The organism is Hymenobacter siberiensis (genome assembly GCF_018967865.2).
GTDB lineage: Bacteria > Bacteroidota > Bacteroidia > Cytophagales > Hymenobacteraceae > Hymenobacter > Hymenobacter siberiensis.
Window position 1 is genome coordinate 3,499,135 of record NZ_JAHLZY020000001.1, and the last position, 14,197, is coordinate 3,513,331.

Here is a 14,197-nt window from a genome sequence, read left to right on the forward strand (position 1 = left end):
CCCGCCGCCCCCGGCACACGGTGGCGGTTATTAAAACTTACCCACATTTAATATAAATATTAATATTTAAATGTATATATTTAAACTACTCATTTCGACTTGCCGATGCTGCGCCGCCGGCCGGGCCGAGGGCTTTGCGTCGCGCCCGGCCGCCCGCCCCGGTCCTCCTTCCTGACTCTCCCACCTTTTAATTGCTCACTGCTATGAAACACCTGCTTATCCTCTGTTTGCTGCTGGCCGGCTTTGCCCTGCGCGCCCAGCCCAATACCTGGACCTATGCCCTGCCCGCCACCGCCGGCGTGGCCGCCGTGGCCGCCGATGCCGACGGCAATGCCTACGTCACGGGTAGCTTCATGGGCGGCTCCGCACAGCTGGGCGGCACCACCATCAGCAGCAGCCTGCCCGGCCGGTGCCTCTACATTGCCAAGCTCAATCCCCAGGGCCAGGTGCTACGCGTGACCAAGCTGGAGGGGGCCGAAGAAGGCAGCAATACCACCGACATTGCCGTTGACGAGGACGGGAACACCTACGTCAGCGGCCGGCTACACGGCACCATCACGTATCCCGGTGGCCAGACGGTGGGCGCCATCGCCGAGAATTTCGGCTACTCCGTAATGCTGGTGAAGTGCGGGGCCAATGGCCGCGTGCGCTGGGTGAAGCAAGCCCACGGCAACCAGGGAGGGGCCTACGGGGCCAGCCACGGCATGGGTGTGGCCGTGGACCGGGCCGGCAACAGCTACATCAGCGGCGACGTCACGGGCGGATACGTAACCGCCGATACCATTGTGCTTGGCGGACGGCGCCGCGATGGTTTTTTGGCGAGCTACGACCGCAACGGGCAGATACGGTGGGCCAAAGCCCCGGTCAGCCTGAAAGGGGCTTCGGGCTCGAGCTTTGCGCGGGGCGTGGCCGTGGACAATGCCGGGCACTGCTACCTCAGCGGCTACACGGCCGGCGGCTGGCGGCTCGATAACGTGTCGCTGCCCGTTGGCCCCAACTCCGACTACCTGGCGCTGTTCGACTCGGGCACCGGGCAGGTGCAATGGGGCAAGTATGTGCCCAGCAACAACCGGGGCGGCGCCATTGCCATCGATAAGCAGGGCGACGCCTGCATCGGCGGCGACTTTTTGGGCACGGCCGATTTCGGCAACGGCGTCACCCTCACCAGCACCGTCCCCACCGGCTACGTGGCCCGCTACGATGCCACCGGCGACGTGGACTGGGCCACGGCCATCAACACCTCGGTGAAGGGCGTTGTCGTCGACCAGCAGTCGCGGAAGGTATTCGTGACGGGCAGCGCCGGCACGCAGGCTTATCTGGCCCGCCTCAATGCCAATGGCCGCGTGCAGCAGCAGGAGCTGGTGGGCGGCCCCGGCACCAGCGGCGGCGGCAGCATTGCCATCGATGACGATAACAACGTGTACACGGCCGGCTCCTTCACGGGCAGCTGCCACTTTGGGGCGCTGGCCCGGAGCAGTACCACAACGCAAGGGTACCTGGCCCGCTACGGCAGGCGCCTCCGAGGCCAAGGCGGGTGCGATGACGATTTCCGTACCCCCGCCCTCTTCCCCAACCCCGCCCAAAACCAGCTTACCCTGCGGCTCGATAACCAGACCCCAGCCGGCCAGGCCACGCTGTATGACCACCTGGACACCCCGGTAGCCAACCGTGCCATTCAGCCAGCCGCGGCCGATATCCAGTTCGACACCTCGGCCCTGCCCGATGGCCTGTACGTGCTGCGGGTAGTGGCCCAGGGCAAAATCACCTCGCAAATGGTCACGGTGCAGCACTAGCGCAGCGCGGGCCTTACCTTATGCGCCCTGGCCGGCTGTTGCAGCGGGCCAGGGCGTCACCTTTTTTATCGCGCTGTCATGCACCTGCTCAGCTAACTGCTCATCGGCCTGGTGGCCCTCATTCACGGCTACATTCTGTAGCTGGAGATGTTTGCCTGGACCACCCGGGGTCCCAAAACCTTCCGGTCCCTGCGGCCCGAACTGTTTGCACCCACCAAAGTGCTGGCCGCCAACCAGGGTCTTTACAACGGGTTTCTGGCGGCTGCCCTCATCTGGGCACTGCTGATAGCGGACCCAATCTGGCACCGCAACGTGGGCGCATTCTTCTTGAGCTGCGTGGCCGTGGCGGGCATATATAGCGCGCTCACGGCCGACGGGCGCATCCTGCTGGTACAAACCGTGCCCGCGCTGCTGGCTCTGGCCGCCATGTTGCTGGCCTGATTGCGCTACCTAGTCGCGCGAGCGGAAGGCAAATGGCACCGACATGGTACGGGCCACGCGCACGGGCTTGCCGCCCACCAGGCCGGGCGTCCACCACGGCATGAGGCGGATTGTGCGCAGGGCTTCTTCGTCGAAGCCGTGGCCGCAGCCTTTAGCCACTTCCGCATCGACGATGCGGCCCTGCTGGTCCACCACAAAGCTCACGTACACCGTGCCCGACAGACCTTGCTTGAGGGCTTCTTCGGGGAAATGGGCCGTTTGGCGCACAAACGCATAGTAGGCCGACTCGCCGCCCGGGTAAGCCGGCAGCACTTCCGAAAACTTAAGCACCGTGGCCGGGCTGGCAGCCTCGGCTTCTACTTCGACGGCTACGGGCACCGGGCCGGTGGGCGGCGCCACGGCTTTGGTGAGCGACTGCATTTTCACGGTCAGCGAGTTGCCGGCGGCTACGGCCATGGTCTGGTCGCGGTAGCCCTGGCATTTGAACAGCAGGACGGATTTTACGCTGGTGAGCGTGAGCAGAAAATCGCCGGCGGCATTGGTACTCGTGGCCTGGGGAGTGCCCTGCACCGCCACAAACACACCCGGCAGCGGCATTCCGACCTCGTTAGTAACGCGGCCCGCCACGGCGGAAGCCGCCAAAACAGTAGGCAAGCCTGGGGTAGTTTTCAAAGCAGCCGATGGGCCAGCAACCAGCAATTGCGCAGCAACAAACAGTATAGAGAGCAGCATATGGGCAGGATTTTGGTAGAGGAAATTAGTTATTCACAAAGTAGTTACGCGTAAAACCCAGTGGTTTGATAAGCCACAATCGTTTTCAGCAGGGAAAGCCACTGTGCAGGCGGAACAAGTATAAACCTGAATTATTAATTTTTTCCGGGCAAATATTTAATAATTCACAGAAAGCAAATGTTTGCTCGTCTTACTTATTTTATAATGTGGAAATGTACTGGCAAAGGCCAGCCGTTTGCTAACAGCCGTTACATTTATGCAAATTAAACATAAATGATGCGCAAATCAAACCCATAGCTTTGTCGGCAGGGCCATTGCACCAATTGCACAGTTAGCGTTACTATAGTTGAGCTAATATTCACAACGCATTGACCAATAACACGCTTTGAACAAGGCGAGTTGTGAGGAGGCTGTTGCAACTATTTGAGCAGCCAGTAAATCATTTCACCGAATCCTGGCGCTGGAAAAGGCCTTCCGATTCAGAAATCGACACATGTTTTTTTAAGCTCAACCTGAAAACGCTAACTACGCATTTGGTGCAATGACCCTACTTTGTCGGGGCAGTATTGTCTTTCAATAAATATTTATAATATCAACTGAAATCAAGTCATGATTAAAATTACATTATGGAGTTGTTTAGAAAGTCACGAAAGGTACTCAAACGGTGATGCTGCGCTGCGCGCTGCATCACCGTTTGGGGACTTTCTAAACAGCTTCTATTCCAAGTATTATCTTAAAAGGCACTTTAGATTGACAAATTGCGCAGGGTGTTGCGCAAACGAAGGCCCCGCCAACACGCGGGTGAGCATGTATGCGGGGCCTTTGTTTGCGGCTGGAAGCGCGCTAATTACCAGAAACTCGGTGGGAGACTATTCCGCCGCCTGCTCTTCGCCGCCCAGCAGCGCCAAGGCTTGCTCGTTGCCCTGCTGGCCAGCTAAGTGCAGCGCGGTGAGGCCTCGGGCATCGGCAATGGTCCGGTCGGCGCCGGCATCGAGCAGCAGCTGCACCAGCTCGTTGCGGCCAAACATGGTGGCAAACATGAGGGCCGTGCCGCCGTTGCCGTTCTGGAGGTTGAGGTCGGCCCCGGCGGCAATGAGCCGCTGGGCAACGCCGGGGTAGCCTTTGAAGCTGACGCCCATCAGGGCGGTATTGCCGCTGGTGTCCTGGGCGTTGGGATTGGCCCCGGCATCGAGGAGAAAAGTGGTAGCGTCGGGATGGTTGTCGTAGGCCGCCAGAATGAGTGGGGTGAAGCCCTTGGGGTTGGCCGAGTCGATGGTGAGGCCAGTGGCCAGAAGGTCGCGCAGGGCGGGCACATCGCCGCAGCGGGCGGCATCAAACAGGAGTTCCTGGGAACGGGCAGTGGTAATATCCATGAACGAAGGAAATTAGTGAGGAATGGAACACAGAACGGGGCGCGGTGTTGGGCAGCCCCCGGCTCGTGCTTACGGATTACTTCGGTATTTGATATGCAGGACTGGTTTGACGACTGGCTTTCGGCCTCAGAAACAGAGCAGCATAACGAGCGTCAGAATGGTGAGCAGGGCCCCGACGGCGGCGGTATTCACGTAGGTTTCGGGCGAGTGGCCGGGCCAGGTGCCCACGGCGGCCACGGCGGCCAGCAGCAGCGGCAGCAGGAAAAAGGTGCCGTAGATGGTGCCGCCGTAGGGCCGGAAGGGAGCCGGGCCGTCGGGCGACCCGGGTGCGCGGATGCGCTGCACGATGCCTAGTAGGGGCGTTTGCCACACCGCGATGGCCTGGCCCATGCGCACCCGGTGGCCAATGGCGCTGGGCAACCGGAAGCTGGTGTGCACCGTGTGCACGCGGTAGGCCATCTCGGGGGCGGAAAGTGCGGCCGGCACCGATACCGGGAAGCGGCTCTGCACGGTTTCGTGGGGGTATTGGCGCAGCGGCAGCGCCCAGTCGAGGCCCAGCAGCAGGCAGCAGGCCAACAGCGCCACATTCAGGCTGCGGGCCAGGCGGGCGTGGTGGTACCAGCGCGCCTCGGCGGCCGCGTAGTGGGGCGGCAGCGCGAGCATATCGGGCTCCTGGGCCAGCAGCACATCGTAGGCCACGCGGCGGCGCGGGTGGCCCAGAATGCCGTAGCCGGCCTCTACCTCGGTGAGGCGGACGCGCATGGCGGGGTCGGCGGCCAGCTGCCGGAGCCGGGTGCGCTGGCGCAGGTAGCCCTGCTCAATTTCCCGGGCCGTGGCCGTGGCCCCAACCCCCAAAACGTGGTAATAATTCTGCATAGACGAAGCGCGGCAATGCCCGAAAATACAGACGCGCAGCTATTTTCAAACGCGGCCGGGGCCGGCGCTATTGCCCGGAGCCCTGGCCCCGGCCGCTTACCAGCGCCAGGCCCGTAATTAGCGGCCCATGATGCCTGTTCCCGAAATTTCTCCGGCCCTGCTACCGCTGCCCCCCACCCCCACCACCCCGCCCTGGAGCATGCTGGAGGCGGCCGTGGTGCGCGGCAAAACGCGGCTCATTGCCTGCAAAAACATGCAGCCGCTGAAGCTGCTGCAACCCGCATCACCCGGCAGCTTTTGCCATGTAGTGCTGAGCAGCTACGGCGGCGGCCTGGTGGCGGGCGACGCTATCCGGCTGCGGGTGGCGGTGCTGGCCGGGGCGCAACTGGTGCTGAGCACCCAGGCCAGCACCCGGGTTTTCCGCTCCATTGATGGGGCCGTGGCCGAGCAGCACACCGTGGGCGAATTGGGCGACGACGCCCTGGCCGTGGTATTCCCCGACCCGGTGGTGCCGCAGGCCGCCAGCCGCTACCGCCAGACGCAGGAGTGGCACCTGGCCCCCACGGCGCTCCTGTTGCTGGTCGACTGGTTCCACTCCGGCCGCATGGACCAGGGCGAGCGGTTTGCCTTCACGTCCTTTCAGTCGGAGCTGCGGGTGCGGGTGGGCGGCCGGCTGGCGCTACTGGATAGGTTCGGCTTTCAACCCGAGGAAAACATAGCCGCCTCGCCGGCCAACTTCGCCGGGTATCAGAGCTTCTTCTCGGTTTTTTTAGTGGGTAATCCGGAGGATGCGCGCTTTCAGGTTTTAGCCGAAGTGCTGGCGCGGCAGAAGATGCCGGGCGGCACGGGGCCGCACTTCCGGCTGAGCAGCCAGGAGGTGGTGGTGTCGGTGACGCGGGCGCGTGAGAATGTGTGTCTGCTACGGGCCGCCGCGCACAGCCGCATGGCCTTGCAGCCGCTCTGCGATGCGCTGCTGGCGGCCCTGGCTAGCGAGGATTTGCTGGGATGGAACCCGTTGGGCAGGAAAATGTAGCGCGGACGCTGTAAGTCTGGGCTGCTCCCTAATTCCCTACGCGGCCTTCTTCTTCGGTGCTGGCGGCGGCGTGGCGGGCCTGGGTTTTGCCGCTGCCGATTTTGCAGGTGAAGGCCAGGGTCAGGCGGCGGCTTTCCCACTGGTTGTTCCAGGTCTGGTTCACGTTGTTATATTGCAGGGTGCTGCGGAAGCGGCTGGTATTGAACACGTCAGCTACTTTAAGGCTGAGGCTGGCGCGCTCGGCCCAGAGCTGCTTTTTCAGGCCCAGGTTCACCGCGCCGCTGGCTTTGGTGTGGTAGAGGCCCATGACGGCGGGCGAGCTGTATTCGCCGCCCACCAGCAGCTTGTATTGGCGGGGCAGCACGAAGGTGTGGTTGGAGCTGGCTTCCCAGCTGTAGCTGGCCAGGCGCACCGCCTGGTTTTCGACCTGGGTAGCCACTTGCGTATAGCTGCCGCTCAGCTGGTTATCCACGCCCCACCACTTCGTGATATCGGTGTGGCCGCCCGAGCTCAGGGTGAGGGTGCTGGCCTGGGCCAGGTTCTGCGGAGTGCTGGTCGATACCTTGGTCACGTCGTTCTGGGTCACTACAGGGTTCACCGAGTTGGTTTCGTGCAGGTAGCTCAGGCTCAGGATTTGGAAGTCTTTGTGCAAGTAGTTGAACACGAACGACTGCGAGAGCGAGGGCGCCAGAAACGGGTTGCCCTGCTGCGCGGTATAGAAGTCGGAGTAGTTGAGGAAAGGATTCAGGCTTTGGTAGTTGGGGCGGGTGATGCGGCGGCTGACGGAGGCGCTCACCTGGTCCTGCTCCGTTATTTTGTAGCGGGCGAAGGCGCTGGGGAACAGCTGGAAGTAGCGGCGGTCAACCTGTTCGCCGGTAGTGGCCGAGTGGCCGCTGGTCTGGGTTAGCTCGCCGCGCAGGCCCGCTTTCAGTTCCAGCCGGCCATAGCTGGTGTTCACGCTCAGGTAGCCGGCCGAAATGTGCTCGTCGTACTGGAACTGATTGGTGCGCAGCGCATCAAGCAGCCATTCGCTGCCGGCCAGCTTATCGAACTGAATGGCGCTGCGCGACGTCACCCAGCTGGTTTTCGCGCCGGTTTCGGCCCGCCACTTGGTGCCGGCGAAGGGGTGCACGTAGTCGATTTTGGCGGCCCGGATGGTAGTTTCGGACGAGGCCGCGCTGCGCAGCTGCTCGGCCGGGCGGCCCTCTTCGCTGCCGGCCGCAAACACCAGGTTGCGGAAGCTTTGGTTGCTGGCGCTGGTGTAGCGCACGTAGTCGAGGTCGGCGCTCAGCTCGCGGCCGGTGCTGTCGAGGGCGAAGCGATAGTAGCCGTTCAGAGCCAGGTTATTATTATTGCTGGTTTCGGGGTTGGTCATTTGGCGGCGGCCGCCGGGGTTGCCGGCCGCGTCGGTGGTCACCGAGTTGCTGGTGCGCACGGCGTCGGTGGTGGTTAAGCCGCCGCGCAGCTGCAGACCGATGCTCTGGCGGGCGGTCAGGGCCACGTCGGCACCGGTGGCGTAGGTGCCAGCGTACATGAGCGGCCGCCACACGTTTTCCTGGTTGAAGAGGCTGTCGCGGATGGTGCGAATCATGGTAAGGCGGTTGAAGGAGTTGTAGCGGCCGCCGTCGAGGCGGGCGAAGAGGCGCACCTTGCCCACGTTGTAGCTCAGGTTGGTGCCGGCCCAGCTTTTCTCGTAGCGGCCCTGGCCCAGGCCCAGGCTGTAGGTGCCGCTCAGGCCCGGGCGCTGGCTGCGGCGCAGCTTGATGTTGAGCACGCCGGCCGTGCCGGCGGCGTCCAGCGAAGCGGGCGGGTTGGGCAGCAGCTCAATCTGGCTGATGGCCGAGGCGGGCAGCGACTTCAGGTAATTGCTCAGGGCCGCGCCACTCATGTAAGTCAGCTTGCCATCGATGAGCACGTTTACGCCGGTACTGCCCCGATACACGATGTTGTCGTCCTTGTCCAGCGTCACGCCGGGAGCTTTTTTCAGGATTTCGAGGGCGGTTTCGCCGGCCGTGTTCAGGCGCTCCACGTTCAGCACGGTACGGTCGGCGTGCAGCTCCAGTATGGGCGTGGTGCCGGTTACGGTCACTTCCTGCAGGGCGGTGGCGGCGGGGGCCAGGCGCAGGGCGGGTACGGTCACGGCTTCTTTGCCCACCACGAAAGCGGCGCTACGGGCGCTGGCATAGCTCATCAGCAGGGCCTTCACGCAGTAGCGGCCGGGCTTGATGCTGGTGAAAGCATAGCCGCCCTGTTCGGTAGTCGTTTGGGAATTGGCAATGGTGGAATCGGGCAATTGCAGCAGCACGGCGGTGGCGAAAGCCAGCGGCTGGCCGGCGGCATCGAGGATGGAACCGGTGGCGGTGGCCGACTGAGCAGCGGCGCGCTGGGCGAGCCCCGGCAGCACGAGCAGCAGCAGAAAAAGGCGGAGGCGGAGTAGCGTTTTCATCACGAAAAAGGGGTTGGCTGAATGACGAGTCAAAGGTGAGCGCGCCCATTTTCAGGACAAAAAATAGTATGCCAACCCGCCAAAACCCGGTGCCAGCGCCCTTTTCGTGCCTTTCCCCGGTTGGCATCCCAAAACCGGGGGTTGGCATAAAAAAGGTGCGGGGCGCGGCCGGGAGCGGTAGTTTTGGTCACTCAATTATTATCCCCCTACATATGGCTTCCCTCCTGACCAAATCCGCTCTTCGCTGGCACGTTCTGGGCTGGCTGCTGTATGGCGGCTACGAATTCCTGGGCTTATTCCTGCATCATCAGGCGGGACTGCGCATCGGGTTTTGGCTCACGGCCTCGGTCCTGTTTATTCGCTTCGCGGAGTTCTACCTGTGCTACCTGGTGGTATATCCACGGTTGCTACGCTCGGGCCGCGCCCCGCAGCTAGTGGCGGCGCTGCTGGGTGTGCTGGCGCTCTACATCGGGGCGCGGGCGCTCATTGAGGAGGTGATTTATCCCGCCGTACTGGGCTTCCACAATTACTCGCCCGACACGAAGGTGTGGTACTACATCTTCGATAATATGTTTTTTGGCAGCCCCATGATTGTCGTGAGCGCCGCCCTATGGGCCGGCAGCGCGGCCGTGCACCGCGAGCGCGAAAACCGCCAGCTGCGCACCGAAAAGCGCGCCGCCGAAGTCGCTTTCCTCAAGACCCAAATCAACCCGCACTTCCTCTACAACACCCTCAACATGCTCTTCAGCATGGCCTACCCGGTGGCCAAACCCGTGGCCAACGCCATCCTGAAACTCTCGGAGCTGATGCGCTACATGCTGCACGAAAGCCCTGACGGCCAAGTCGACCTGGAAAAGGAAATCGAGTACCTGCACAATTATTTAGCCCTCTACCGCCTGCGCTTCCCCGACAGCTTCCACGTCGATTTCGCCGTGACCGGCGAGCCCGCCGGCCGCCGCGTGGCCCCGCTCGTCCTCATCCCCTTCGTCGAAAACGCCATCAAGCACGGCGTCCTCGACGACCCCGCTCACCCCGTCCACATTCGCCTGAATATCGAAGGCGAGCAGCTGCAGTTCGAAGTCGAAAACCAGCGCAGCGACGATAACAAGGATGCTACCACCGGCATCGGCCTACCCAACCTGCGCCGGCGGCTGGCGCTGCTATATCCGGAGCGGCACACGCTGCACGTTGGGGCGGCGGAAGAGCAGTTTGTGACTTCGTTGCGGCTGGTGGGGTGAAGCCGTTTGTCATCCTGAGCGCAGCGAAAGACCTTATTACCGATGAACAGTTTGCGGTAAATAGTTGGATTAGTATCCATCGTTCGACCGTGATAAGGTCCTTCGCTGCGCTCAGGATGACAGATGGATTGCTGCCTGCCGTTCTTTACCCTTCCTAAACTCCCCCCGCCCATGATTCGCTGCCTCGCCGTCGATGACGAAGCCCCTGCCCTGCTCATTCTCGCCGATTACATCGGCCAGCTGCCCTTCCTCACGCTGGTGGGCACCACCACCAACCCCATCGAAGCCCTGACGCTGGTGCAGCAGGGCCAGGTCGATTTGGTGTTTCTCGACATCCAGATGCCCAAGCTCACTGGCCTGCAGTTCCTTAAGCTGGCCGGCAACCGCTGCAAAGTCGTCCTCACCACCGCCTACCCCGAATACGCGCTCGAAGGCTACGAAAACGACGTGGTGGACTACCTGCTCAAGCCCATTTCCTTCGAGCGGTTTTTCAAAGCGGCGCAAAAGGCCCTGGCGCTGCTGCCCGGCCCCGCGCCGGAGCCCGCCGCGCCCGCCCAGCTGGCAGCGCCGGTTTCGGCCGTGCTGGCCCCGCCGCCCACCGGCCATATGTTTGTGAAAGGCGAGAGCAAGAACAAGTTTCTGCGCGTCAACTACGCCGACATTCTCTACATCGAGGGGCTAAGCAACTACGTGTCCATCCACCTGCCCACGCAGCGCGTGGTGACGTATCAAACCCTGAAGGAGCTGGCCGAGACGCTGCCGCAGCCGCCGTTTCTACGGGTGCACAAGTCCTTTATCGTGTCGCTCGACAAGATTCGCATGGTCGATGGCAACACGATTTATATTCAGGACAAGGAGATTCCGGTGGGCGAAACGTATCGAGAAATGCTCTACCGGCAGATTCGGGAGCAGTAGCGCGGACTTTTAGTCCGCGAGTGAACGGGATTAACTCACGGACTAAAAGTCCGCGCTACTACCGCCTATCCTCGCGCACGGCGGCCAGCGCCCGCGCCTTAGCGGCTTTGATGTGGCCGATAATCTCCTCCAACCCAAACCCATCCACGGCCCGCGCAAACAGGAACGGGCCGTCACCGCGCATCTTCTTCGAGTCCCGTTCCATCACGCCGAGGTCGGCTTTAATCAAGTCTTTAAGGTCAATTTTATTGATAATGAGCAGGTCCGACTGCGTGATACCCGGCCCGCCCTTGCGCGGGATTTTATCCCCGCCCGACACGTCGATAACGTAGATGGAATAGTCCACCAGCTCGCGGCTGAAGTGGGCGGCCAGGTTGTCGCCGCCGCTCTCCACGAATAAAAAATCCAGCTTGAATTCGAAGCGCTGCATCAGTCCTTCGAGGGCGTCCATGTTCAGCGAAATATCCTCGCGGATGGCCGCGTGCGGGCAGCCGCCGGTTTCCACGCCCACAATCCGGTCTGCGCTCAGGGCGCTATTCCGGATGAGGAATTCAGCGTCTTCGCGGGTGAAAATGTCGTTGGTGACCACGCCCAGCTCGAATTCGTGGCGCAGGCGCTCGCACAGGGATTTCAGCAGGGCCGTTTTGCCCGTGCCCACCGGCCCGCCGATGCCCACGGTGAAGGCCCGCTTGCGAAAATTGCGGTAGGACGGCAAGCGGCGCGTTTCGCGCTCGTTGAAGTCGCCGGGCGATTCGTAGGCTTCGTGCTGGTGGCCGTGGAGAAGCAGGGCGAGTTTTTCGACAAAAGCCATGAGTAGTAGCGCGGACTTTTAGTCCGCGGATGTGTGGATTGATTTGGACTCACGGACTAAAAGTCCGCGCTACATTAGTTCTGGAAAAGCTTGGAATAAATATCCTCGTGCAGCACCTGCGCCACATCGAGCATAAACGCCGAGCGCACGGCTTCTCCATATCCTTTCCCTGCCTGCGCCGCCAGAATATGCTCGAACACTGCGTAGAAATCGTGTTGCAGCTGGTGCCCCTCCAGCGGCCCCAGCAACCCGAGGCGAATGGCGGCGCTGAGCTGGTCGCGCAGCAGCATGTGCAGGTACATGGCCTGTAGCTCGTCTAGCGCGAAACCTGCCCGCTGCAAGGCCAGCGTGAAAACCAGCGTGAAATGCGGCGGAGTTTCCTGCGTGGCAAACCAGTTGGTAATGCATTCCAATTCGGCTTCCGGGTAGAAGGTGGCCAGCAGTTTCAGCCAGTTGCGGCCCTGCACGGCGCTGGCTTTGTAGAGGCCAGGCACTAGGAGTTGCGCGTTGTATTCTTCGGCGAGGGTTAGAAATTTGGGGCTTTTTTCGGTAAGCTGGAAGGCGGAATGCATGAACGGCAGCTCGACGCTGCCGGCCTGCTGCAGGTAGGCATACAGGTACTGGCGCAAGTCGCCCGAGGAGCGGAGCAGGCCGAAGGTGTGGCTGCTTTCCAGGCCGTAGGAATAGGCGAACGAGCCGGTGGGCAGGGCCGAATCGACGAGGTGCAGGAGGCGGGCGAAGTGCATGGGATGTAGCGCGGACTTTTAGTCCGCGGGTGGATTGGCTGACTCGCGGACTAAAAGTCCGCGCTACATTAAAACAGATTATACAGCTGCGCCAGCGGCAGCACCTCCGCCGGCTCGCAGGTCAGGTGCAGCCCGTCCACCATTACCCGGTACGTCTCCGGGTCTACCGAAATGTTGGGCAGGTAGTCGTTCAGGGCCATGTCCTTCTTGCCGATATTCCGGCAGTTCTTCACCGCCACTACTTGCTTCGTCAACCCATAATCGGCCCGCACTCTTTCAACCGAAGCTCCCGATACGAACACCATCGAGCTCTTCCCAATGGCCCCGCCCAGCGCGCCGAACATGGGCCGCGAAAAGGAAGGTTGCGGCGTGGGAATGGAGGCGTTGGCGTCGCCCATCTGCGACTGCGCGATGATGCCACCCTTGAGAATCATCTCCGGCCGGGCGCCGAAAAAGGCGGGTTTCCAGAGCACCAAATCGGCCAGCTTGCCGATTTCGACGGAGCCGACTTCGTGCGAAATGCCGTGGGCGCGGGCCGGGTTGATGGTGTACTTGGCCACGTAGCGGCGCACGCGGAAGTTGTCGGCCTGGCCGGTGGCGGCGTCTTCGGGCAGGGGGCCACGCTGCTGCTTCATTTTGTGGGCCGTTTGCCAGGTGCGGGTGATGACCTCGCCCACCCGGCCCATGGCCTGCGAGTCGGAGCTGATGATGCTGAGCGCGCCCATATCGTGCAGGATGTCCTCGGCGGCGATGGTTTCGCCCCGGATGCGGCTTTCGGCGAAGGCTACGTCCTCGGGAATGTTGCGGTCGAGGTGGTGGCAGACCATGAGCATGTCGAGGTGCTCGTCGATGGTGTTCACCGTGAAGGGCCGCGTGGGGTTCGTGGACGAGGGAATGACGTTCGGCTCGCCGCAGATTTTGATGATGTCGGGCGCGTGGCCGCCCCCCGCCCCTTCGGTGTGGTAGGAATGGATGGTGCGGCCCTTAAACGCCGCCGTGCTGGTTTCCACGAAGCCGCTCTCGTTCAGCGTATCGGTGTGGATGCAGACCTGCACGTCGTACTCCTCGGCAATGCTGAGGCACATGTCGATGGCCGCCGGGGTGGTGCCCCAGTCCTCGTGCAGCTTGAAGCCCAGCGCCCCGGCCTCGGCCTGCTCGCGCAGCCCCTCCGGCCGGGAGGAGTTGCCCTTGGCCAGAAACCCGAAGTTGAGCGGGTAGGCCTCGGTGGCCTTCAGCATGGTTTCGAGGTAGAACGCGCCGGGCGTGCAGGTGGTGGCGTTGGTGCCCGCCGCCGGCCCGGTTCCGCCCCCAATCATGGTGGTCACCCCAGAAGCCAGCGCCTCCGGTATCTGTTGGGGGCTGATGAAGTGGATGTGGCAGTCGATGCCGCCGGCGGTGAGCAGCTGGCCTTCGCCGGCAATGACTTCGGTGGTGACGCCCACCACCATGCAGGGCGTGACGCCGGGCATGATGTGCGGGTTGCCGGCCTTGCCGATGCCCACGATGCGCCCACCCTTGATGCCGATGTCGGCCTTGAAAATGCCGGTGTAATCGACCACCAGCGCGTTGGTGATGACCAAATCCAGCGCGTCGGCCGGGCCGATTCCGGCGGCCTGGCCCATGCCATCGCGCAGCACCTTGCCGCCACCGAACTTGCATTCCTCGCCGTACACGCAGTAGTCGCGCTCGACTTCAATCAGCAGGCCGGTATCGCCGAGGCGCACCCGGTCGCCGGTGGTGGGGCCGTACATGTCGGCATACGCGCGACGTGAGATGGGGAGGGACATATAATT

12 protein-coding genes are annotated in these 14,197 nt (G+C 62.3%); 5 read left to right on the forward strand and 7 right to left on the reverse strand.

What is annotated here, in order from left to right; genetic code table 11:
• Positions 1–203: 203 nt before the first annotated feature.
• Entirely contained in the window at positions 204–1,793 is a 1,590-nt protein-coding gene (locus KQ659_RS15455) for a T9SS type A sorting domain-containing protein (protein ID WP_216688267.1), read from the forward strand.
• 147 nt (positions 1,794–1,940) lie between these two features.
• Positions 1,941–2,234 (forward strand): DUF1304 domain-containing protein, encoded by a 294-nt coding sequence (locus KQ659_RS15460; RefSeq protein WP_216688266.1) that lies wholly within the window; start codon positions 1,941–1,943, stop codon positions 2,232–2,234.
• Between the two features lie 9 nt (positions 2,235–2,243).
• Here the strand turns inward: KQ659_RS15460 and KQ659_RS15465 are convergent, their stop codons facing one another.
• The 3 genes from KQ659_RS15465 to KQ659_RS15475 all read right to left on the reverse strand — a co-directional run bounded on the left by KQ659_RS15465 (position 2,244) and on the right by KQ659_RS15475 (position 5,215).
• Positions 2,244–2,888 carry a TonB family protein gene (locus KQ659_RS15465; protein ID WP_216688265.1) on the reverse strand — a complete coding sequence of 215 codons (645 nt, stop codon included), beginning with the start codon at positions 2,886–2,888 and terminating at the stop codon, positions 2,244–2,246.
• Between the two features lie 947 nt (positions 2,889–3,835).
• The gene (locus KQ659_RS15470; RefSeq protein WP_216688264.1) at positions 3,836–4,339 is read right to left on the reverse strand and encodes an ankyrin repeat domain-containing protein; all 504 of its coding nucleotides are present in this window, start codon (positions 4,337–4,339) and stop codon (positions 3,836–3,838) included.
• 126 nt (positions 4,340–4,465) lie between these two features.
• A complete protein-coding gene (locus KQ659_RS15475; protein ID WP_216688263.1) occupies positions 4,466–5,215 on the reverse strand; it encodes a J domain-containing protein in 750 nt (249 codons plus the stop codon).
• A gap of 127 nt (positions 5,216–5,342) precedes the next feature.
• Here KQ659_RS15475 and KQ659_RS15480 point away from each other — a divergent pair, with 127 nt between their 5' ends.
• Positions 5,343–6,248 (forward strand): urease accessory protein UreD, encoded by a 906-nt coding sequence (locus KQ659_RS15480; protein ID WP_216688262.1) that lies wholly within the window; start codon positions 5,343–5,345, stop codon positions 6,246–6,248.
• Positions 6,249–6,276: 28 nt separating this feature from the next.
• Here the strand turns inward: KQ659_RS15480 and KQ659_RS15485 are convergent, their stop codons facing one another.
• Positions 6,277–8,694 carry a TonB-dependent receptor domain-containing protein gene (locus KQ659_RS15485; RefSeq protein ID WP_216688261.1) on the reverse strand — a complete coding sequence of 806 codons (2,418 nt, stop codon included), beginning with the start codon at positions 8,692–8,694 and terminating at the stop codon, positions 6,277–6,279.
• Positions 8,695–8,906: 212 nt separating this feature from the next.
• On the opposite strand from KQ659_RS15485, the gene KQ659_RS15490 reads away from it, so the two are divergent.
• Together KQ659_RS15490 and KQ659_RS15495 are read left to right on the forward strand one after the other, a co-directional pair.
• Positions 8,907–9,932 carry a sensor histidine kinase gene (locus tag KQ659_RS15490; RefSeq protein WP_216688260.1) on the forward strand — a complete coding sequence of 342 codons (1,026 nt, stop codon included), beginning with the start codon at positions 8,907–8,909 and terminating at the stop codon, positions 9,930–9,932.
• A 171-nt stretch (positions 9,933–10,103) separates the two neighbouring features.
• The gene (locus KQ659_RS15495) at positions 10,104–10,847 is read left to right on the forward strand and encodes a LytR/AlgR family response regulator transcription factor (protein ID WP_216686169.1); all 744 of its coding nucleotides are present in this window, start codon (positions 10,104–10,106) and stop codon (positions 10,845–10,847) included.
• 58 nt (positions 10,848–10,905) lie between these two features.
• Here the strand turns inward: KQ659_RS15495 and ureG are convergent, their stop codons facing one another.
• The 3 genes from ureG to ureC all read right to left on the reverse strand — a co-directional run bounded on the left by ureG (position 10,906) and on the right by ureC (position 14,191).
• Positions 10,906–11,658 carry an urease accessory protein UreG gene (ureG, locus tag KQ659_RS15500; protein ID WP_216688259.1) on the reverse strand — a complete coding sequence of 251 codons (753 nt, stop codon included), beginning with the start codon at positions 11,656–11,658 and terminating at the stop codon, positions 10,906–10,908.
• Between the two features lie 74 nt (positions 11,659–11,732).
• A complete protein-coding gene (locus tag KQ659_RS15505; RefSeq protein WP_216686165.1) occupies positions 11,733–12,404 on the reverse strand; it encodes an urease accessory protein UreF in 672 nt (223 codons plus the stop codon).
• A 68-nt stretch (positions 12,405–12,472) separates the two neighbouring features.
• On the reverse strand, positions 12,473–14,191 hold the full coding sequence (gene ureC, locus KQ659_RS15510; RefSeq protein ID WP_216688258.1) for an urease subunit alpha: 1,719 nt from the start codon (positions 14,189–14,191) through the stop codon (positions 12,473–12,475).
• Positions 14,192–14,197 lie beyond the last annotated feature (6 nt).